The sequence below is a fragment of the Acidobacteriota bacterium genome, assembly GCA_028875725.1.
GTDB lineage: Bacteria > Acidobacteriota > Thermoanaerobaculia > Multivoradales > Multivoraceae > Multivorans.
The window spans coordinates 1-21,188 of record JAPPCR010000022.1 but is presented as its reverse complement, the minus strand read 5'-3'; the positions used below and the strand labels follow the sequence as shown (position 1 = coordinate 21,188).

Here is a 21,188-nt window from a genome sequence, read left to right as displayed (position 1 = left end):
CGCCTGCGGCGGATCGAGGTAGAGGGCTGGCATCGCCGGAGGGATCGCCGGCGCGGTCCGGTGGAACGTGGCGATGTCGGCCGCCGGGAGGGGATCCTGGGGCGGGGGATCGTCGGTGCCGATGGCCGCGCGGACGGCTGCCACGTCGACCGAGGCGTCCGCCTCGAGCGCCAGCGCGGCGGCGGAACCTGCGAACGAGCCCGGGCTGCGGGCGATCACGACGACCCGCCACGGATCGGCCGAGCCTCGGCCGCGGTGAGCGGGGGAGAACGCGGCGATCCGGGTGCTCGCGGCGTGGGCGTCGATCAGGCCGGCCCGGTCGTCGAGCGGGAAGACGTCTCCGGGCGTTCCGATACGCGCCGTGACGGCGCCGGGGACGAAGCTGCCGAGGTCGATCAGGGCGGTGAAGCGCTCGCCGGGTTCGAGCTCGAGTTGCCGGCGGATGCGGATCGTCTCGGAGTCGGCGACGGTCAGTTCGACCGGCACCTGACCATCGGCCGGATCGGTCGCCAGGATCTCGAGCAGCGCCTCCGGACCCGCGGCGCGGGTCGCGGGCGGCCGGGTCGCGAAGCGGACGATGCCGGCGTTTCGGGCCGGGGCGAGGACGGACACGGTGTGCTTCTCCGTCCCCGGGTCGACGATCGGCGCGTACGGCCCGACCCCGTCGGTGAACACATGAACCCGCCGGGCGGTGGGGATCGCCGGCTCCGTGTCGGCTGCGTTCGAGAGCGTTTCCGGCGGGCCGGAGAGGAGCGCCAGCACCTCGGCGGAAGTCAAGGGAGTCGGATCCGCGTTCACGGTGAAGCGGCTGCCGACTTCGGCCTCGGCAACGATCCGACGCGCCTCGGCCGCGGCCAGTTCGATCCGGCTGGGGCCTCCATTCGGCAGACCTGCCTGCATCGTCGGCGACGGGTCGAAGGCCAGGGCGATCGGATCGCCGCCGCCGGGCTGCAGCCAGGGCGCCCGGCTTGCCGCGACCGACAGGAGACCGGCGACCGCCGTGGCCAGGAGCAGCGAGAGCAGCCAGCGCAGGCGGTCGCGCCGCCGCTTGCGCGCCGCCAGCAGGCGCCGCCAGAGCACCGTTGAGGCGACTGGCAGCGCCTGCGCGGTGGGCCGGATCAGGTAGATCGCCAGCACCAGCAGGGCGGCGACTCCGAGCGGGATCCAGAAGGGCATCTCAGCGGCCCCGGCTCAGCAGGCCGCGGCGCAGGGCGCCCAGCGCCAGTTTCTCGAAGGACGCCTCGACCGGGGCGTGGATGAAGGACCAGCCGCGGGCGGTGCAGCGGGCGCGGATCTCCTCGCGGTGGGCCTCCGCCTCCCGCTCCAGGCGGTGGAGCAGGTTTGGGGCGCCGTGAATGCGGAGCGAGTCGCCCGTTTCGCTGTCGACCAGGGTCGTGTCGCGGTCGAGCGGCGCCTCGAGATCGCGGTGATCGGTGACCTGGATGACCGCCACATCGTGCCGGAGCGGCAGCAGGAGGTCGAGGCCGCCCTCCGTCGTGTCGGAGAGGAGGTCCGAGATCACGATGACCAGGCCGCGGCGGCGGCCGGCCGCGAAGACCTCCCGGACCGTGCGGTCGAGGTGTGTCTCGCCGCCGGTGTCGAGATTGGCGAGATAGTCGAGGGCGCGCCACACCTGGCGGGAGCCGTGGAGCGGGCCGAGAACCTGGTGCACATGGCCGGAGTACGGCGCCAGGGTGACCCGGTCGAGGGTGGCCAGGGCGATGTAGGTCAGGGCCGCCGCTATCCGGCGCGCCGCGTCGAACTTGCGGCGGCCGGCGAGACCAGGCGTCGGCGCCATGGAGTGGCTGCAGTCGAGCAGGATGTAGACGGCGAGGTCGCCGTGTTCCTCGAACATCCTCAGCAGCAGCCGGTCGAAGCGCAGGTAGGCGCGCCAGTCGAGGTGGCGCACGTCGTCGCCTTCGACATAGGGGCGGTAGTCCGCGAACTCGAGCCCGGAGCCGAGGTGGCTGGCGCGGTGCTCCCCCTTGAAGCCGCCGGCGGGTACGCGCCGGGTGAGAAGGCGCAGGCGCTCCAGCCGGGCGAGGAAGGCCGGCTCGAAGGCGAAGACGGAGTGGTCGGCCACGGCTCGGAGCTTGGAGCCCGCCCGCTCAGCCCTCGGGCACGCTGTCGATCAGGTCCTGGAGCAGCTCGTCGAGGTCGACCCGTTCGGCTTCGCCCTCGAAGTTCATCAGGACGCGGTGTCGCAGGGCGGGGAGCGCCACGGCTCGGATGTCCTCGCGGGACACGTTCGGCCGGCCACGGATCAGCGCGTGGACCTTGGCGCCGAGCACCATCGCCTGGATGCCGCGCGGGCTGGCGCCGATGCGGATGTAGCGACGCACCGCTTCCGCGGGATGTTCGCCCTCGGGCCGGGTCGCCAGCCCCAGCCGGATCGCGTAGTCCTGGACCGGCCGCGCGATCGGTGCCAGACGGGCCGCGTGCCGCATGGCGATCACCTGCTCGGCGGTCCAGAGAGCTTCGGCCTCCGGGACGTGTCCGGAGGTGGTGCGGTCGAGGATGGTGTGCAGCTCCTCGGTCGCCGGATAGGTCATCCGCAGCTTGAACAGGAAGCGGTCGAGCTGCGCCTCGGGCAGGGGATAGGTGCCCTCCATCTCCAGCGGGTTCTGGGTGGCGAGCACGAAGAACGGCGGATCGAGAGGGCTCGTCTCGCCGCCGACCGTGACGGTCGTCTCCTGCATCGCCTCGAGCAGCGCGGACTGGGTCTTCGGCGTGGCGCGGTTGATCTCGTCGGCGAGCACCAGGTTCGCGAAGATCGGGCCGCGTTCGAAGACCAGCCGCCGGCCTCCGGTCTCGTCCTCGCGGAGGACGTGGGTGCCGACGATGTCCGCCGGCATCAGGTCGGGCGTGAACTGAATGCGGTTGAATCGGAGGTGCAGCGCCTGGGCCAGGGTGCGCACGAGACGGGTCTTGCCGAGGCCGGGGATGCCTTCGAGCAGGACGTGGCCATCCGCCAGCAGGCCGATGATCGCTCCGTCCACGACCTCCTCCTGGCCCACGATCACCTTGCCGATCTCGCTGCGCAGGCGGCTGCAGCGGTCCGCGAACTCGGTCAGTTGCAGGGCGAGATCGTCCGCGGTCCGGGGCTGGGCGGTGTCGTTCACTCCCCGTCCTCCTCGGCTGCGGCCTCCAGCGCTTCCAGGTAGCGGCGTACGGATTCCCGGTGGCGCCAGGCGATCGGGTGGCGGGCTGCCGGCAGGTCTCCGCCTGAGGCCGCGGCTTCGCCGGCAGCGCCGGTGGCGGGCCCGCGCATGGCCACTTCCGCGGCGCGGAACTGGGTGGCGCTCGTCGTGGTCAGGGGGCGCCGCTCGATCTCCTCGATCGACTCGATCAGCGCCGTCTCGAGCGCCTGTTCGAGGCTGAGAGCGGGGACGAGGAGATCGCCGAAGGGATCGACCATCTCCTCCTGCGGGCCGGTGCCGACGCCGGCCGCGGCGCCGTCGGCTTCGCCGTCGCTCGAGCCCGGTTCGTCGCTGATCGCGGCCGCCGCGCCACTCTCGCCGCCCGATCCCTCGCCGTCTTCCACCGGCTGGCCGCCCGAGCCGTCGCCCTCGCCGGCCTCGGCGCCGGGCTCTGCCCCTTCGCCGCTGCCCTCCGTGCCGGGGGCGGTTCCCTGTTCTTCCTCGCCGGTTCCCTCGCGGTTGTCGAGTTCACGCATCAGGTCGGCGCCCGTCTCCGGGTCCGTCCCGTCGGTCAGGGCGTTGGCCGCCGCGTCGCCGCCCTCCGCCGTCGCGTCGAGGGCTTCGGCCTCCGCGCCGTCGCCGAGGCTGCCGTCTGCGGCGTCCGTCGCGTCGCCGCTCCGGGCGCCGTCGTCGGCGTTGGGCTCGCGGAGGCGCAGGGTCACGAGGGGCAGGTCGCTGAGCCGCACGTCGAATTCCGGAACGCCGGGCATCCGGTTGGGATCGTCTTCGAGCAGCGCGGCCGCTTCGAAGCCGGGCGGGAGTTCTCCTGCCGCGTCGCCGTTCATGGCTGCTGCCAGGGCCTCGCCGACGAAGGAGCGGGGCAGCGCCACCGGCAACAGCAGGACGAGGCAGATGCCGACGGAGGGAAGGGCGCTGCCCGGAACGAGCCGCGGCACGGTCTGCCGGGGACCCGTGCCTTCGAGCCCTGCCACCGCCCGCTCGAGGACGAGGGCGATCCAGGGCAGGGGCCAGACGGTGCCGTCGCTCTCCCGCCGCCGGTCGGCGCGCGAGTCGTCCAGCCGGTACTGCATCTCCAGAGCGGTGGCGGCGACGTCATGCAGGTCGCCGGCCCGGTCGACTGCCCGGGCGGCGGCGGGAAGGTCGCGGCCCAGCGCCGCCGCCTCCCGCAGGCCGAGCAGGAGAAGAGCGGCGCCGCCGGCCCAGGACGGCCAGAACGCGGTGTCGGCGCCTCCCGCGGCCCCGAGTCCGAGGAGCCAGGTCGCGAGCAGCCACAGGCAGGCGGCGGGCGCGAACCAGGTCAGGGTCTTGAGCGCTCGGTTCAGACGCAGCCGGCGGTCGGTGGCTTTGAGGCCGCGCAGCAGCCGGCCGCGCAGTTCCGCGGCGTCGGCCTCCGCGGCCGTCGTGCGATCCGTGCCGGATGGCCTCAATTCGGTTCCCAGAGCGCGATGCCGCCGGCCTGCTTGCCGATATCGATCTGGGCCGCGCGCCGGAACGCGCCGTTGTCGTAGACCTCGACGACCCCCGGTTCGCCGCCGACCCCTTCGACGGTCACCAGGCTGAAGCGTCCATCCGAAGTGATGACGACGCCGTGGGGGATACGGCGCGTCGTGGAGACCCGGGCGACTTCCCGGCCCTCGTCCAGGTCCCAGAAGCCGACCGCGTCGCCCTTCTTGTAGGTGACCACCAGCAGTCGCTCGTCGGGGCCCACGGCGGCGTTGTAGGGACCGGGGGCGGGAGTCTCCAGTCGCCGGGAGACCTTCCAGTCGCCCGTGTCGACCTCGTAGATGGCGTTGCCCGAGAGCGCCGTGACATAGACCATGCCGCCGCTGGTGGGCGGCGTGACCCACGACGGCTCGACGACCGGCTGGCCGTGGGCGCCGTGCCCGGCCGCGGCGTCCGCGTGACCGCCGTGTCCCGCGTGGCCGCTGGTCGAGTGCGCGGCCCGCCCCAGCTTCAGGCGGCGGCCGACCTCGAAGCGCAGCGCGTCGACCTCGACGAGCTCGTCGTCCATCATGTTCGCGCTGTAGAGCTTCCGGCCGTCGCGACTGAACCGGGCGCCGTGCGGCATGGTCCCGCTCTCGAACTGCGCGATCTCGGTCATCGTCGACGTTTCGACGACGGAGATCGTGCTCGGCACGTGGTCGCCGTAGAAGTCCGAGTTGACGACGAAGAGCAGCCCGGTGGTGGCGGCCACGTCGAGGGTGGCGGGGAACATGCCGACCTGCACGTCGCCCAGCCACTCGTCGGTCCCGGTCTCGTACTTGTGGATCGAGCCGAACGGGTTGCCGTGGGCGATCGACACGTACCAGTAGCGGCCGCCGGGCGAGATGTTGATGCCGTGCGGACCTTCCGTTTCGGCCGGGAAGCTGCCGACGGTGATCGTCTTCGTCACTTCGATCCCGGAGGGTCCGAAACGGACGAGAGCCACCTGGTCTTCCGACTCGGCGCAGACGTAGGCGTAGTACTCGCGGGACGGCGGTCTGAGGTCCGACTCCGCGTGGAGGGCGGAACCCGCGAAGACGGAAAAGGCGAGAAGCAGCGTTGGGAGCGCAGCCGTCCGCGGCTGCCGGCAAGTCGACATGTGCATCCCAGGCCTCCGGGTACGCCCCCGTCGGGGCCTAGTGCGGCTCTCCGATGATCCGGTTCGGGTCTTCGGGATCCTTGAGCTTGACCGCCCACAGACCCGAGTGCCAGTCGGAGAAGAAGATGTGGCCCTTGTACGGCTGCGGGCCCCAGACGAAGGGAGAGTTCGGCACGAGCGCCTGGCTGTCGTAGGGCAGGAACATGCCGATCTCGCGGCCCTGCCGGTAGAGATCTCCGCGCAGCTCGCCGGAGACGTCGACGACGCGAAGGCCGCCGTTGTAGTAGGCGACGTACATGATGTCGTCTTCGATCCAGAGGTTGTGGGTGCCGGCTTCGGGCACCTGGTAACGGGCGACCTCGCGGGGGTTCTCCCAGTCGTCCCAGGAGATCACGTGGATCCAGCCGGCGGCCCTTGGCGGCGCCGCCCTCGGGTCCCGCCCCAGCTCGCCGTAGGGGAAGGCCTCGTCGCCGGCGAAGACGTAGAACTTGCCGGTCGACTCGCTGCGGTAGGGGTAGGCGGCGTGGTTCCAGCCGCTCGGATAGGCATAGCTGCCGAGCTTGACCGGGTTGTTCGGCGCGCCGCCCATGCCGGCGCCGCCGACGTCGATCGCGACCACGCCGTCCTCCCAGTTGGAGCTGAAAGCGACGCCGTCAACGATCCAGACATCGTGGATCGAGTGTCCCGGCGTGTCGAGTTCGAAGCGGCCGACGCGGTGGGGCTGGGTCGGATCCTCGATGCTGATCACGTCGAAGCGGCGGCCGTTTGACAGGGCGTAGACGTGCTCCTCGTGGATGAACACGTTGTGGACTCCGCCCCGCAACTGGTCGTCGAACCGGGACAGGATGCGCACGCCCACCTGGGGTTCCGAGACGTCGAGAACGACGAAGCCATTCTTGCGGTTCGAGGCGCCCTCGCGGCTGATCACGGCGACCCGGCCGTCTTCGGAGACCTTGACGTCGTTCACCGTCCGCGCGTCGACGCGCACCGCGTCGATGAGCACGATGCTCTCCGGGTTCGTCACGTCCCAGATGTAGGCATGGCCCTCGGCGCCCCAGGTGCCGGTGATCGCGTAGTCCCGACCGTCCGTGCCCTCCCAGACCCAGAGGTCGGAGGTGCGGCGGTCGTGGACCTTGCCCTGGCCGACGAACTCGATCTCCTTGTTCACCCGCCGGGTCGTCACCCGCACCGGCAGGCTGTCGGAGTGGTTGCCGCCCAGCGCGGTCACGGTGTAGATGCCCGAGCGCTCGGCGACGAATGCGCCGTCCTGCTCGATCTGGGCGGTGGCGCCGGGGGCCAGGATGCGGTTGGCCGCCTGGCCGGCCACCAGGAAGCGGATGGGCAGATCCTCGACCTCGTTGCCGGAGGCGTCGCGACCGACCGCCTCGAACCAGACGACGTCGCCGGTGCGCGCTTCCTCCGCGGAGGCGGTCAGCTCGATGCGCTGCGTCGGGTTCCGTGCGATCTGGATCTCGACCTGGGAGGTCGCGTCCTCGGCGGTCGCGGTCAGGGTCGCCGTGCCGGGCGCCAGGAGGTCCAGACCTCCGAATCCGTCCGGCGCCGCGACGTCCGGGTTCGAGCTCGAGTAGGCGACCTCGACGTTGTCCCGCGCGACATCCGTGATGTCCACGACGCGGGCCTGCAACGTCAGGTGGGTGCCGCTGTAGAAGGCGCCGGGGAGTCCGACGATCTCGACGCTCTCGACCGGGGGATTCGGGATCGTCACGTCGACCTCGACCCGGAGCAGGGCCTCCGCCCGCCGCGGCTCGTCTTCCGCCTCCTTCGGCACAAGGGCGATGACCTTGACGTTGCCGGGACCGTGCGCTTCGACCTCGCCGGCCGGATTGACCCCGAGGCGCCGGCGATTGCGGGAGAAGAAGACGACATCGACACCCTCGATCGTCTCGCCGTTCTCGTCGACGACGGTGGCGGTCAGAGCGGCCTTGTCGCCGACCTCCAGGGTCAGTTCGGTGGGGGAGACCTTGAGCTCGGCGCCGGACGGGATCGGGGGCTTCTCTTCCTCTTCGGCGGCTTCTTCGCCCGTCTGTTCTTCCTCCTCCGGCGCGGGTTCGGCGGGTTCCTGGGCGGCGAGCGGCAGCGCCATGAACAGAACGAAGGCGGCAAGCCACGTTAACCGGATCGACGTACGGGTGCGGTTCTTGATCACGTTGGGACTTCTCCAGGAGATGCGGGGTGCGCGACGGGATCTGCCCTGAGGTTGAGCCGGCGCAGTCTATCAGCGGGCCGTGAAGCCCTGCGTCCGCCGGAAGCCGGAACGGAGGCCGCCGCAGCTACATGTGAATCGCCCGGCCGTGGACGGCCAGGGCCGCTTCCTTGACCGCCTCGGAGAGGGTCGGATGAGCGTGGCTGGTGAGGAAGAGATCCTCGGCCGAAGCGCCGAAACTGATCGCCGCCACCGCTTCGGCGATCAGGTCGCCGGCGTGGCTGCCCAGGATGTGGATGCCGAGGATCGCGTCTGTCTCGGCGTGGGCCAGGATCTTGACGAAGCCCTCGAGGCTCCCGGTGGCACGGGCGCGGCCGATTGCCCGGAACGGAAAAGCGCCTTTGCGGTAGGGGGTGCCGGCTTCCTGAAGTTGCTCTTCCGTCCTGCCGACGGAGGCGACTTCGGGTTCGGTGTAGACGATGCCGGGGATCGCGTCGTAGTCGATGTGGACGTGGCCGCCTGCGATGCCCTCGACGCAGGCCATGCCCTCCTCCTCGGCCTTGTGGGCGAGCTGCGGCCCCCCGATCACGTCGCCGATCGCGAACACGCCTGGCGTCGAGGTGGCGAAGCGCTCGTCGATCTGAATCAAGCCTCGGTCGTCGACGGCGACGCCCGCTTCCTCGAGCCCCAGACTGTCGCTGATCGGCGTTCGGCCGACCGCGACGAGAACGCGGTCGCAGTCGATCGGGTCGGCGCCGTCAACTTCGACGACGCAGCCCGTCTCGTCCTTGCCGCCCTTGACGTTCGCTCCGAGCACGCGGCTCCCGAGCCGGATGTCGAGACCCTGGCGGCGGAAGATCTTCTCGGCGGCCGCGGCGATCTCGGTGTCCGCGCCAGGCAGGATGCGGTCGAGGTACTCCAGCACGATGACGTTCGAGCCGAGCCGGTTCCAGACCGCGCCGAGCTCGAGGCCGATGTAGCCGGCGCCGATCACGACCAGGCGCTCGGGTACGGAGTCGTAGGCAAGGGCCTCCGTGCTGGTGCCGATGCGGTCGCCGTCGAGCTCGATGCCCGGCAGAGTGGCGGGGCGGGAGCCCGTGGCCACGATCACATTCCGGGCGTGCACCTCGTGCTCCTCCTGCTCGCCGGCGATGACGACCCTGCGCAGTTCGCCGTCGAGGCCCCCGAGGCGGGCCCGACCCTGGATGTGTTCGATCCTGTTCTTCTTGAGCAGCGACGAGACGCCGCGAGTGAGGGTCGTCACAACCCGGTCCTTGCGTTTCATCATCGCCGGCAGATCGAGGCCGATCTCGCCCGCGACGCCGCCGTGAGCCGCGAGTTCGCTGCGGGCCGCGACGAGGCGCTGGCTCGATTCGAGCAGCGCCTTGCTCGGGATGCAGCCCACCCGCAGGCAGACGCCGCCGGCCGCCGGATGCTCGTCCACGACAGCGGTGCGGAGACCAAGCTGCGCCGCCCGGATGGCAGCGACGTAGCCCCCTGGCCCGGCGCCGATAACGAGGAGGTCGACGGCACGGTCGGGCGCACGGGCGACAGGATCGGTATGGGACATAGGCGGTCGCTGGCCTCCTAGGGCTGGCAGGCTTCCGGAAACGCGCTCGCGTCCGCGATGGCGTTGGCGGCGACCCCTGGTTCGTTGGGGTACTCCCTGACCATGCCGGACACCGTGTCCGTCACTCGGATCATGTATCCGAGGTTCGTCGACGACGCGCCGAAGATCCAGACGTGGCCGTTGGTCGAGCAGCCATCCAGCACCTTGATCAGGATCTCCCAGTTGTCCTCGTCGAAGAATCGGAACAGGCCTGAGTCGTTCGTGCCCTCATGCACGACGCTGCCAGCGCCGCCGGTTCCGTCGATTCGCCACCAGTCGACCGTGATGGCGAAACGGGAGTCCCGCAGGCATAGCGTCTCGGTGTCCGCCTCGCAGGTACCGGCCGGTTCGCTTGCCTGAACCAGGAAGACGCGGGTCGTCTTCGACTCGGTGTCGGCGCCCGTCACCGTCAGGGTGACGGTGTAGAAGCCGGGAGAGGTCCAAGTCCAGGGGTGCCGGACCGTGTTCCGTCTCGACGGCCTTCCGGCTCCAAAGTCCCAGAGGCGCCGGGCGACGTCTCCGGAACTCGCGTCGGTGAACGTGACCTGCTGGCCGGTGCGGACGCGGCAGGGATCGTCAGGGCAATCGATGTCTACGGTGAACGCGGCTTCCGGCGGCATCGGCGGCGGCGGCGGTGGCGGCGGTGGTGGCGGTGGTGGCGGTGGCGGCTCGGGCGGCGGTGGCGGCGGCCCTCCTCCTCCGGGCGGCGGTGGCGGCGGTGGCGGTGGCGGTGGCGGGGGTTGGGTCGTTTGAAGAACGAACGTCAGCGTTGCCATCGGCGAGTTCGAGAACTTCCCCTGTCCCTTGATGCTCGTGATCGTTCCCTGCGGGCTGGTCGCCGTGTTGCCGAGCGAGAACTCCGTGCCGTTCTCGGTGCCGGCGTCGTAGGGAAACAGGTCCTGGCTGAACCGCGACCGCCAACCCTGGCTGTCCCGCAGCGACAGACCCGAAACGCCGACGAACCAGTCCGGACTGGGTCCGATCATCGACAGGAGCGTCACCAGGGGGTGGGTCTGGGTCGCTTCGATGGTGAAGGTCGTGCTTCCGGTCGCGCCGGACGGCGCGGACTCCTTGATCAGCGCCTTGCGGTTGGCGGCCGGGACCGCGTTGTACTCGCTCTCGAAGGTCGAGGTGGCGCCGAGTTCGGCGACGGCTTCCACGCCCGCGGTCGCCGTGCCGCCGGCCGTCCAGAACGTGACGCTGCTGTTGTGGACGGCGCCGATCAGCGTCGTGAAGTGAGCGCCCGCGACGACACCGTCCGGCGTGCTCGAGGTGTTCCATTTGCCCTCGAAGGTCACCTGGTAGGTCGCGGCGTCGGTACCCTGAGCGTCCGTTTGCATCGGCAATCCGAACGCCAGCAGAAGCGCGGCGGCGAGCACGGCGAAGCGCGGTTCACGAATCCGGGGCATCGAGTTGTCTAGACCTCGATCAGCATCCGCGCCGGGTCCTGGATCGCCTCCTTGATCCGGACCAGGAAGCTCACCGCTTCGCGGCCGTCGACGATGCGGTGGTCGTACGTCAGGGCGACGTACATCATCGGGCGGACCACTATCTCGCCGCCCTCGACCATCGGCCGGTCCTGGATCGCGTGCAGGCCGAGGACGCCGCTCTGGGGCGGGTTGATGATCGGGGTGGAGAGGAGGGAGCCGAAGATGCCGCCGTTGGTGATCGTGAAGGTGCCGCCCTGGAGTTCGTCGATTCGGATGCGGCCTTCCCGGGCGCGCCCGGCGAAGTCGGCGATCCGGGCTTCGATTTCGGCGAAGGACAGCCTCTCGGCGCTGCGCAGGACCGGCACCATCAACCCGCGGTCGGTACTCACCGCAATGCCGATGTCGTAGTAGTTCCGGTAGATGATGTCCGTGCCGGAGATCTCCGCGTTGAGGCGCGGGAAACGGCGCAGGGCATCGACGGCTGCCTTGACGAAGAAGGACAGGAAGCCGAGGCGGACGTCGTGCCGTTCGACGAAGGTGTCGCGGTAGCGCTTCCTGAAGTCGATCACCGCGGACATGTCGATCTCGTTGAAGGTGGTGAGCAGTGCCGCCTGCTGCTGGGACTCGACCAGGCGCTCGGCGATCCTGCGGCGGATCGGCGTCATGGGAACCCGTTCCTCGGCGCGGTCGCCGGCGGGCGGCGCGACGGTCGGCGCGGGGCCGACCGCGGGCGACACCGGCTGAGCCGGCGCGGGTGGAGCCGCTTCCGGTTCCGCCTCGGCCGGCGCCTTCGGCTCTGCTTCCCGGGCTGCCAGCCAGGCGGTCACGTCGCTCTTCAACAGTCGGCCGCCCTTGCCCGTGGAGGGAATGCGGGACGCGTCGAGCCCGTGCTCAGCGATCAGCCGGCGGGCGGCCGGCAGGATGCGTCGCTCTTCGGCCGCGGCCGGTGCGTCCGCCTCGGCAGTCTGGACGGGCGCGGGGGGAGGGGGTTCCGGGGCCGGCACCGGGGCCGGCGGGGCTGGCGGTGCCGACGGTTCGGCGCTGGCGAGCAGGTCGCCCTGGGCGCCTCCCGTTGCAGCCGTCGCTTCGGTCGACGCGGACGCGGTGCTCGGAGCGGCGACCTGAGCAGCGGCCGCGCTCGCGGCGACTGCGCCTTCCTCGATCCGTGCGATCACCGCCCCGATCGGCACCGTCTCGCCCTCCGCGCAGACGATCTCGGACAGGACGCCGGCTACCGGACACGGCATCTCGACGGTCACCTTGTCCGTCTCGAGCTCCACGAGCGGATCGTCCCTGCCGATCGCTTCGCCCGGCTGTTTGATCCAGCGGAGGATCAGCGCTTCCGTGACCGACTCGCCGATCTCGGGGATGGTGACTTCGTACGTCATGCGGTGTGCCTTCGTGGGATTCTCACGCGGGGTCGGCCGACTCGCCGAACGCCGCCTCCATCAGTTGCTGCTGCTCCAGCTTGTGGCTGCTCGGAGAGCCGGTCGCGGGACTGGCCGACTGCGGGCGGTAGACGCCCGAAAGGGGCCGGCCGCCCATCAGGAAGCCGAAGTTGAGCCGCAGGTAGGACCAGGCGCCCATGTTCCGCGGTTCCTCCTGCACCCAGCGAACCTCGGCATCGGCCGGGAAGGGGGACAGCGCTGTGTCGAGCTCCTCCTTCGGGGCCGGGTAGAACTGCTCCATCCGCAGGATCGCGTGATCGTGCACTCCGATCTCCCGGCGGTGGGCGTCGAGGTCGTAGAACACTTTGCCGGCGCAGAGGAGGACCCGTCGCACCTTCGCCCGATCCTCGTCGCTGACAACGGAAGGATCGGACAGGACCGGTTGGTAGCGGCCGCCGGCGAGTTCGGCCAGGGACGAGCCCACCTCCCGGCGGCGCAGCAGGCTCTTCGGCGTGAAGACGACGAGCGGCTTGCGCTGGGCGCGCTCGACCTGGCGCCGCAGCAGGTGGAAGTACTGCGCCGGCGTCGAGGGGTAGACGATCTGCATGTTCTCTTCGGCGGCGAGCAGCAGCCAGCGCTCGACGCGGGCGCTCGAGTGCTCCGGACCCTGGCCCTCGAAGCCGTGGGGCAGCAGGATGACGAGGCCGCTCAGTCGGTTCCACTTGTCCTCGGCGCTGGTGATGAACTGGTCGATGATCACCTGGGCCGCGTTGACGAAGTCGCCGAACTGGGCCTCCCAGAGCACGAGGCCGTCCGGGTAGTCCAGGCTGAAGCCGTACTCGAAGCCGAGCACGCCGGCCTCCGACAGCGGGCTGTTGAAGATCTCGATTGGCTCCTGGTTCTCGGCGATGTTCATCAGCGGCCGGTGGTTCTCGTCCGTCACCCGGTCGTGGAGCACGGCGTGGCGCTGGCTAAAGGTCCCGCGCTCGCAGTCCTGGCCGCTCAGCCGCACGCGGTTGCCGGAATCGGCGGTGGCGGCGAAGGCGAGCGCTTCCGCCGCGGCCCAGTCGACGGGCCGTTTTCCTTCGGCCATTTCGGCGCGGGCTGTGAGGAAGCGCCGCAGGTTGCGGTGCAGGTTGAATCCCTCGGGCAGCACGACCATCCGTCTCAGGTAGTCGGTCAGCTTGGCGTGGTCGACTCCGGTGTCCGGCTCCGGGGTGTCTTCCATGCGCCCGCCGACGAAGGCGTTCCAGACGCCGTCGTAGGCCTGCGGACTCGTCTTCTCGTTCATCCGGCGGGCGGTGGCCAGCGCTCCCTCGAGCCGTTTCTCCTCGCGTTCGATGTGGACGTCCGCCTCCTCGGGCTTGATCTCGCCGAGTTCGAGCAGGTGCTCCAGGTAGTGGACCCGGACCGGATCCCGGGCCCGGATGCCGTCGTAGAGAATGGGCTGGGTGAAGGCGGGTTCGTCACCCTCGTTGTGCCCGCGCCGCCGGTAGCAGTAGAGGTCGATGATCACGTCGCGGCGGTAGCGCTGGCGGAAGTCGAGCGCGACGTTGACGACCTGGGCCACTGCCTCGGGCTGCTCGCCGTTGACGTGGAAGATCGGCGCCTGGAGCATCTTCGCGACGTCGGTGCAGTAGGTGTTGGAGCGCGAGCTCTCGGGCGGCGTGGTGAAGCCGATCTGGTTGTTGACGACGACGTGAAACGCACCGCCGATGTGGTAGGGCGAAAGCTGCGACAGGTTGAGCGACTCCTGGACGATTCCCTCGCCGGCGAAGGCGGCGTCGCCGTGAATGAGGAACAGCACCGCCCGGTCGCGCAGTTCGTTGCCGATCCGGTCCTGCTTGGCGCGTACGCGGCCCATCGCCACCGGGTTGATGAACTCGAGGTGGCTCGGGTTGAACGACAGGGAGAGGTGGACCCTGCGGCCGTGATCCGTGGTCCAGTCGCTCGAGTGCCCCATGTGGTACTTGACGTCGCCGCCGCCGGTGTACTGCTCCGCGTCGAGATCCTCGAACTCCCGGAAGATGTCCCGGGTCGGCTTGCCGATGATGTTGGCAAGCACGTTAAGGCGGCCCCGGTGGGACATGCCGAAGACGATCTCGACCGCGCCCTGCGCGGCGACCTTCTCGATCGCCAGGTCGAGCAGGGGGATCAGGCTCTCGGCGCCCTCGAGCGAGAAGCTCTTGGCCCCCAGGTACTTCTTCTGAATGAACTCCTCGAACACCGCGGCGTCGATCAGCTTCCTCAGGATCCGGACCTGCTCGTTGCGGCTGAGCTGCACGCGGTTGCGACTGACTTCCATCCGTTCCTGGAGCCAGGAGCGGACTTCCAGGTCGTCGATGTGCATGAACTCGGCGCTGATGTACTTGCAGTACGTTTCGCGCATCCGTTCGAGCACTTCTCGCACCGTCGCCGTGTCGGCGCCGGGGATGCCGGCGGTGGACACCGTGCGGTCCAGGTCGCTGTCGCGGATGCCCAGACCCTCGAGTTCGAGTTCCTCGGGCAGCACGGGCGGATTGCGGAGCGGGTTGATGTCGGCGTAGAGGTGGCCGCGGATCCGGTAGTTGCGGATCATGTCGTCGACCCGGCGCTGCAGTTCGATGTCCGCGGTCAGGGCGGGGGACGCGCTCGCGGGCGCCGATACGGCGGGTGGCGGGCCAGGCCTCGGTTCGGTGGCCGGCGGAGTTGCCGGCGAAGCCGCGACCGGGCGCGCCGTTTCGCCGTTGCCGCCGAACAGGGTAGAGGGCTGAAGCTCCGGTCCGATCGCGCCGTTGTCCAGCTCGCCGCTGGCGGCCAGGGCGTCGAAGTACCGACGCCAGGCCGGGTCGAGCGACGCCGGATCGCGGTGGTAGTCGGCCAGGAGCGCTTCGACGTAGTCGAGGGAGAGGCTGTGCAACCCGGTCTGCTCGCTCATCGCTGCCTACCTCCTGGGCGGGGAGCCCGGCGGCGTCAGGCCCGTTCGGCCTGGAGCCGCGGGTCGATTACATCCCTCAGCGTATCGCCGACGAGGTTGAAACTCAGCACCGCGAGGAAGATCGCCACGCAGGCCGGGGGAATCATGTGGCCGGCGGTGAACAGGTTCTCGTAGCCGGAGCGGAGGATCGTCCCCCAGGAGGCGTCGGGCGGCTGGACGCCGAAGCCGAGCCAGGAGAGTCCCGCTTCGATCAGGATGGACACCGCGATGCCGAAGGTCACGCTGACCAATACCGGGGCGAGCGCGTTGGGCAGCAGGTGGCGGAGGACGAGCTGCGCGGGTCTGACTCCCAGCGAACGGGCGGCGAGGGCGTAGTCCGTCTCGCGGATACGCAGGATCTCGCCGCGCGCGAAGCGGGCGATGCCGACCCAGCGGGTCAGGCCGATCACGATCATCACGTTCTCGATGCTGGGCGGGAACCACGCCAGGACGGCGAGGATCAGGAAGAAGGCCGGGAAGCACTGGACGACTTCAATGAAGCGCGAGATGACGAGGTCGGCGATGCCGCCGGCGTAGCCCGCGATGCAACCGAACACGAGGCCCAGGATGACCGCGATGCCCATCGACAGGAAGCCGACCTTCATCGACACGACGGTGCCGTGCACCATCCGCGACAGGACGTCGCGGCCCGACTGGTCGGTGCCCAGCCAGTGACGGCTGGAAGGCCCGGCCAGGGGCTCGGCCGCGATCTCTCTGGGGCCGTATCGCACCGGCGTCCACAGCGCCCAGTCGCCGCGCTCCGGGTCGAACTCCCGCTTGAAGTCGAAGGTCGCCAGCCGGTAGGGCCGCTGCTTCTGGATGATCAGGCTCGTGCCCGGGACCTGGTGGACGAGGTCTACGACCGCCGGATAGTAGAAGCCGCCGTCGAAGCGGCACAGGATGGGTTGCTCGTTGGCCAGGATCGGCGACAGGAAGGCCACGAGGAACAGCACGGCCACCACGCACAGGCCGACCATGCCGAGGCGGTGGCCGCGGAAGCGCCGCCACGTGATGTGCCAGTAGGAGCGCGCCACGGGCGCCGCTCCGGCCGTTGTGTTCGTCGTCGCTTCGGTCGCCATCGTCACTTCTCGTAGCTGATGCGGGGGTCGACCAGACCGTAGGTCAGGTCGGCGATGAAGGTGATGCCGAGCACGAGCAGGGCGGTGATGAAGTTGAGCGCCATGATCGTCGGATAGTCGCGCTGGAGGACGGACTCGAAGTACAGGCGGCCCAGGCCCGGCCAGTTGAACATGTACTCGAGGATCACGCTGCCGCCCAGCACGAAGGGGAGGGTGAGGCCGATCAGCGAGATCAGCGGGATCAGGCTGTTCGTGAACGCGTGCTTGAGCACCACGCTCCGCTCGCCGAGGCCCTTGGCGCGGGCGGTGCGGATGTAGTCCTGGCGCACCACCTCCAGCAGGTTCTGGCGGATGAAGCGGGAGTAGTAGGCCAGGTTGCCGAAGGTGAAGCAGAAGGTGATCAGGACGTAGTGCTGGGCCAGATCCCACATCTGGCCGAGGGTCGTCATCTCGTCGTAGCCGTCGGACCTCATGCCGCGGAAGGGCAACAGGTCCCACTTCACGCCGAGGTAGAGGATGAGCAGCATGCCGGCGACGTAGTTCGGCACGGAATAGAGCATGTAGAGGCCGGTGCTGACCGAGCGATCGAAGCCGCCACCCTGCCGTAGCGCGCTGTAGATCCCGATCGGCGTCGAGATGATCAGGGTCAGCATGAAGGAGAGCAGCGCCACCGACAGCGTCGGCCACAGCGCTTCGCCGATCTTCGCCGACACCCTCCTGCCGTCGTGGAAGGACGAACCGAAGTCGCCCACGACCAGTTTGCCGACCCAGTTCGCGTACTGCACGGGGATCGGCTTGTCGAGGCCGTAGAGCTCCCGCAACTGCTGGTAGACGCGCTCCGAGACCGCCGCGTCGGCGATCTGGGAGGTCTGGATCTGGGCCGGATCGCCCGGTACGAGCTGGATGATGAAGAACGAAATGACCGAGATGCCGAACAGGGTGACCAGTCCGGTGACGAGCCGGCGGAGGATGTAGCTGAGCAACGGCGATCTCGATGGGAGTAAGGCTGCCTACAATACCGTCCCTTGAGAGGGGCGGGAACAGTGGGGGACGGGCGGCCGGTACGAACGGAGCTGGGCGCCGTCGTGCGCCTGGCGACGCCAGTGATCCTGGTGCAGGTGGGAATGGTGCTGATGGGCGCCGTTGACACGATGATGCTGGGCCGCGTGTCGGAGACGGACCTGGCGGCCGGCTCGATCGGCAACGCGCTCAGTATCGCCGTGATCTGGTCCTTCATCGGCATCCTGCTCGCGATCGATCCGATGGCGGCACAGGCGTTCGGCGCCGGCGATCACCGGCGGATCCGCAGGGTGCTTTGCCGAGGTGCGGGGATGGCGGTCCTGCTGTCGGTGCCGGCTACGCTGATCGTGCTTGGACTGGATCGCGCGCTTCCGCTGACGGGTCAACCGCAGGCCATCGTGGAGCCGGCAGCCGCCTACCTTCGGGGCATCGGTCCCGGAGTCATCGCCTTCCTGCTCTTCATGTGCCTGAGGCAGACGCTCCAGGCGATGAGCATCGTGCGGCCGGCCCTGATCGCGATCGGCGTGGCGAACGTGTTCAACGCGATCGCGAACTGGGCGCTGATCTTCGGCCATCTTGGGTTCCCGGCGCTCGGTGTGCGGGGTTCCGCCTACGCGACGTCCGGCTCCCGCTGGGTGATGCTGATCGTCGTGGCCACCTTCGGATGGCGTCACCTGCGCCGCTACGTCGGCGGGTGGAAGTGGTCGTGGCTGCGTCCGGCCGCGCTCCGTCCCTTCCTGTTCGTGGGAGTGCCGATCGCGGTTCAGGTGTCGCTGGAGGTCACCGTGTTCAGTTTCGCGGCCGTGCTCATCGGTCGTCTGGGGGAGGCGCAACTCAGCGGCCACCAGGTGGCGATCAGCCTCGCCTCGATCTCCTTCATGGTGCCCCTGGGTTTCGCCGGCGCGGCGACAACGCGCGTTGGCAACGCGATCGGCCGCCGGGACCCGGTGGGGGCGCGCCGCTCGGCGCTGGTCTGCCTCAGCCTCGGCGCCGGCGTGATGGTCGCCTTCGGCCTCGTCTTCTTCTCGCTTCCGCAGCTACTGGCGCGCGTCTTCAGCGACGTGCCGGCCGTGGTCGCCGCGGCGGCGGCGCTGATTCCGATCGCGGGCCTGTTTCAGGTCGCCGACGGTCTGCAGGTCGCCGCCGCCGGGGTGCTGCGGGGAGCCGCCGACACGCGCTTCCCCGCGGCCGTCGCGCTCGTCGGGTACTGGGTCATCGGCATGCCGGCCGGCGTCTGGTTGACCTTCGAGAGAGGGCTCGGCCCGAGCGGAGTGTGGTGGGGCCTGACCTTCGGGCTGGTCTTCGTGGCGATCTTCCTGGCGCTTCGGGTTCGCTGGCGGCTCTGGCGGAGCGGCGCGGTGGGCCTGCTTCCGGCCGAAGCCGTCGACGACGACTGACGGCGGCTTCACCGGCGACCGCCGGCCGGATAGTCTCCCGCCGGCCCGGAGCGCTCTCCGGATCCGAGGGAGGTCCAGCATGCCGCGCAAGAAAGCCGTACTCGCCTACAGTGGCGGTCTCGACACCTCCGTCATCCTGCGCACCCTGCAGGAACGCGGTTTCGACGTGGTCGCCGTAATCGTCGATGTCGGCCAGCGGGAGGACTTCGACGCCCAGGCGCGCCGGGCCGAGGCGATCGGCGCCACGAAGGTCTACGTCGAGGACGTCCGGCGGGAGTTCGTGACCGACTTCATCTACCCGGCGATCGCCGGCAACGCGGTCTACGAGAACCGTTACCTGCTCGGTACGGCCCTGGCGCGGCCGCTGATCGCCCGCCGCCAGGCGGAGATCGCGATCCGCGAGGACGCTGACGTGCTCTCCCACGGCGCCACCGGCAAGGGCAACGACCAGGTCCGCTTCGAGTTCGCCTACGCCGCTCTCGCGCCGCAGATCGAGGTCTACGCGCCGTGGAAGGACGCGGAGTTTCTCAAGCGCTTCCGGGGCCGCACCGATCTGTTGAACTACGCCGAAGAGCAGGGCATCCCGATCGAGGCCTCGTCCGAGAAGCCGTACAGCATGGACGAGAACCTGATGCACAAGAGCTACGAGGCGGGCCTGCTCGAAGACCCGATGCAGACGCCGACCGAGGACATGTTCTCGCTCACGACCTCGCCCCTCGACGCGCCGGACGAGCCGACGGACATCGAGGTCGAGTTCAAGGACGCGCGTCCGGTGCGGGTCCGGGACCGGACAGCCGGCGTAGAGCATTCCGACGCGCTGACCCTGTTCGAGTGCCTGAACGAACTCGGCGGGCGGAACGGCATCGGCCGGATCGACATCGTCGAGAACCGCTTCGTCGGCATCAAGTCGCGCGGCGTGTACGAGACGCCGGGCGGCACGATCCTCCACCACGCGCTGCGGGACCTGGAGGGCGTGGCGATGGACCGGGAGGTCCAGCGCCTGCGGGACGGCCTGTCGCCCAAGTTCGCCGAACTGATCTACAACGGCTTCTGGTTCTCGCCCGAGATGGAGTTCATCCGCGCCGCGTTCCTCCAGGCCGAGCGGATCATCGACGGCACCGTCCACCTTCGCCTCTACAAGGGCGGCGTGAGCATCCTCGGCCGGGAATCACCGAGTTCGCTGTATGACCAGAATCTGTCGTCGATGGACGTCGAAGGCGGCTACGACCAGACCGACGCCCGCGGCTTCATCCGCCTGAACGCGCTGCGGCTGAAGGCCCACCAGGTGATCGTCGGCGGCCGGTCGTGAGGCCGCCCGCTTCGGGGCAGGTCAGCCGATCGTGAAGCGGACCTGACCGGCGACGGCGAGCTGGTAGTCCGTGAGGTCGCTGCTCAGCGTGACTTGCGGGCGCTCGGCCGTGACTTCCAGGTTCACCCGGTGGGGCGAACCCTTGCGCATCGAGTGGCGCACGCCGAAACGAAGGTGCTCCTTCCCGGTTGCCGCGGCGGCGACGGCCTGGGCGAAGGGCGTCACCATGGATGCGCCGATTCCCATGCCCCATGCGACTTCGGCCCGGGTGTGCGACGCTCCGGGAACCCGTCGGGCGGAGACGCTCGCAAGCGCATCGGGAGACATGCCGATCCACCGGGGAGCGTCGGAGCGCCAGAGGGCGTTCGCCCGCGGCGACGCGCCGCCGAACTGCTGGGCGACCAGCAACGACAGCCCCTCGCCGTCCTTCGTCGCCGGACGAAGCTCGATCGTGGCGCCCACGCTCTCTTCCTCGTAGCGTGCCAGGCCCTGGGTGACAAGCGTCCTGCCGGTGGCATGGACGCGCAGCCGGCCGTCGGCGGCGATCAGCTCCAGGCCGCCGGCGAGTTCCGTTCCGGTTCCGCTCGTCGAGGAACCGCCGTCATAGCGCTGGGCAACCTGGGTGAAGGGGCGGAAGACGATCGCGCCGACCTTGCGGGTCAGGGAACCTTCGAGACCGATTCGTCCCCTGCTCGCGTCGCCGCCGAGACTGGCGTCCCGGGCCGGTCGGCCCAAGTCGTCGCCGCCCTCGATGACGGCGGAGCCGACGTCGCCGCGCAGGGCGAACTCGAGCGACCCGGCGGTCGCGACCCGCTGGCGGAAGCCGGCGAGGCCGAGCCGCATGCGTGCGTCGGACGACGGAGGCGGTCCCGCTGTCTGGTCCGCGTCTCCAACGAGGTCGCCGTTGCCCATGGCGCCCACCGCCCAGAGCTCCGTCCGGCACGACTTCCGGGACGGTCCGCGACAGCCGGAAGCGTAGCGCGCGTAGGGGTAGATGCCGCTGAGGTCCAGACGCATGTTGCGGCTGCCGGTGTTCGCCAGCCGGTAGCGCCCGGTGGCGTCGATCCAGGACACGGCGGTCCCGACGATGAGGT

15 protein-coding genes are annotated in these 21,188 nt (G+C 69.8%); 2 read left to right on the top strand and 13 right to left on the bottom strand.

The genetic code is table 11. The annotated features are described in order from the left end of the window. The 12 genes from OXI49_15570 to OXI49_15515 all read right to left on the bottom strand — a co-directional run. On the bottom strand, positions 1 to 1,176 hold a 1,176-nt coding region (locus OXI49_15570; GenBank protein ID MDE2691925.1), incomplete at its 3' end, for a hypothetical protein. Position 1,177: 1 nt separating this feature from the next. Beyond that, complete coding sequence (locus OXI49_15565; protein ID MDE2691924.1) at positions 1,178 to 2,083, bottom strand: DUF58 domain-containing protein; 906 nt, start codon at positions 2,081 to 2,083, stop codon at positions 1,178 to 1,180. Between the two features lie 25 nt (positions 2,084 to 2,108). Continuing rightward, positions 2,109 to 3,122, bottom strand: coding sequence for a MoxR family ATPase (locus tag OXI49_15560; GenBank protein MDE2691923.1), 1,014 nt, complete (start codon positions 3,120 to 3,122; stop codon positions 2,109 to 2,111). Continuing rightward, positions 3,119 to 4,588 (bottom strand): hypothetical protein, encoded by a 1,470-nt coding sequence (locus OXI49_15555; protein ID MDE2691922.1) that lies wholly within the window; start codon positions 4,586 to 4,588, stop codon positions 3,119 to 3,121. Before OXI49_15555 ends, OXI49_15560 begins: the two co-directional genes overlap by 4 nt. Next, positions 4,585 to 5,748 carry a YncE family protein gene (locus OXI49_15550; GenBank protein ID MDE2691921.1) on the bottom strand — a complete coding sequence of 388 codons (1,164 nt, stop codon included), beginning with the start codon at positions 5,746 to 5,748 and terminating at the stop codon, positions 4,585 to 4,587. Before OXI49_15550 ends, OXI49_15555 begins: the two co-directional genes overlap by 4 nt. Positions 5,749 to 5,779: 31 nt before the next feature. Next, entirely contained in the window at positions 5,780 to 7,909 is a 2,130-nt protein-coding gene (locus tag OXI49_15545; protein ID MDE2691920.1) for a hypothetical protein, read from the bottom strand. Between the two features lie 124 nt (positions 7,910 to 8,033). After that, on the bottom strand, positions 8,034 to 9,476 hold the full coding sequence (gene lpdA, locus OXI49_15540) for a dihydrolipoyl dehydrogenase (protein MDE2691919.1): 1,443 nt from the start codon (positions 9,474 to 9,476) through the stop codon (positions 8,034 to 8,036). Positions 9,477 to 9,493: 17 nt separating this feature from the next. Then, positions 9,494 to 10,924: a spondin domain-containing protein gene (locus OXI49_15535; GenBank protein MDE2691918.1), complete on the bottom strand. Its 1,431-nt coding sequence runs from the start codon at positions 10,922 to 10,924 to the stop codon at positions 9,494 to 9,496. Between the two features lie 8 nt (positions 10,925 to 10,932). Beyond that, entirely contained in the window at positions 10,933 to 12,333 is a 1,401-nt protein-coding gene (odhB, locus tag OXI49_15530; protein MDE2691917.1) for a 2-oxoglutarate dehydrogenase complex dihydrolipoyllysine-residue succinyltransferase, read from the bottom strand. A gap of 22 nt (positions 12,334 to 12,355) precedes the next feature. Then, positions 12,356 to 15,250 (bottom strand): 2-oxoglutarate dehydrogenase E1 component, encoded by a 2,895-nt coding sequence (locus OXI49_15525; protein ID MDE2691916.1) that lies wholly within the window; start codon positions 15,248 to 15,250, stop codon positions 12,356 to 12,358. A gap of 35 nt (positions 15,251 to 15,285) precedes the next feature. Then, complete coding sequence (locus OXI49_15520; protein MDE2691915.1) at positions 15,286 to 16,368, bottom strand: ABC transporter permease; 1,083 nt, start codon at positions 16,366 to 16,368, stop codon at positions 15,286 to 15,288. A 2-nt stretch (positions 16,369 to 16,370) separates the two neighbouring features. Next, positions 16,371 to 17,351 carry an ABC transporter permease gene (locus OXI49_15515; protein MDE2691914.1) on the bottom strand — a complete coding sequence of 327 codons (981 nt, stop codon included), beginning with the start codon at positions 17,349 to 17,351 and terminating at the stop codon, positions 16,371 to 16,373. A 42-nt stretch (positions 17,352 to 17,393) separates the two neighbouring features. On the opposite strand from OXI49_15515, the gene OXI49_15510 reads away from it, so the two are divergent. Both OXI49_15510 and OXI49_15505 read left to right on the top strand, forming a co-directional pair. Further along, the gene (locus OXI49_15510; GenBank protein ID MDE2691913.1) at positions 17,394 to 18,785 is read left to right on the top strand and encodes an MATE family efflux transporter; all 1,392 of its coding nucleotides are present in this window, start codon (positions 17,394 to 17,396) and stop codon (positions 18,783 to 18,785) included. Between the two features lie 79 nt (positions 18,786 to 18,864). Beyond that, on the top strand, positions 18,865 to 20,094 hold the full coding sequence (locus OXI49_15505) for an argininosuccinate synthase (GenBank protein ID MDE2691912.1): 1,230 nt from the start codon (positions 18,865 to 18,867) through the stop codon (positions 20,092 to 20,094). 21 nt (positions 20,095 to 20,115) lie between these two features. Here OXI49_15505 and OXI49_15500 read toward each other — a convergent pair. Next, positions 20,116 to 21,188, bottom strand: a 1,073-nt coding sequence (locus OXI49_15500) for a hypothetical protein (GenBank protein ID MDE2691911.1), incomplete at its 5' end; no start/stop codon positions are given.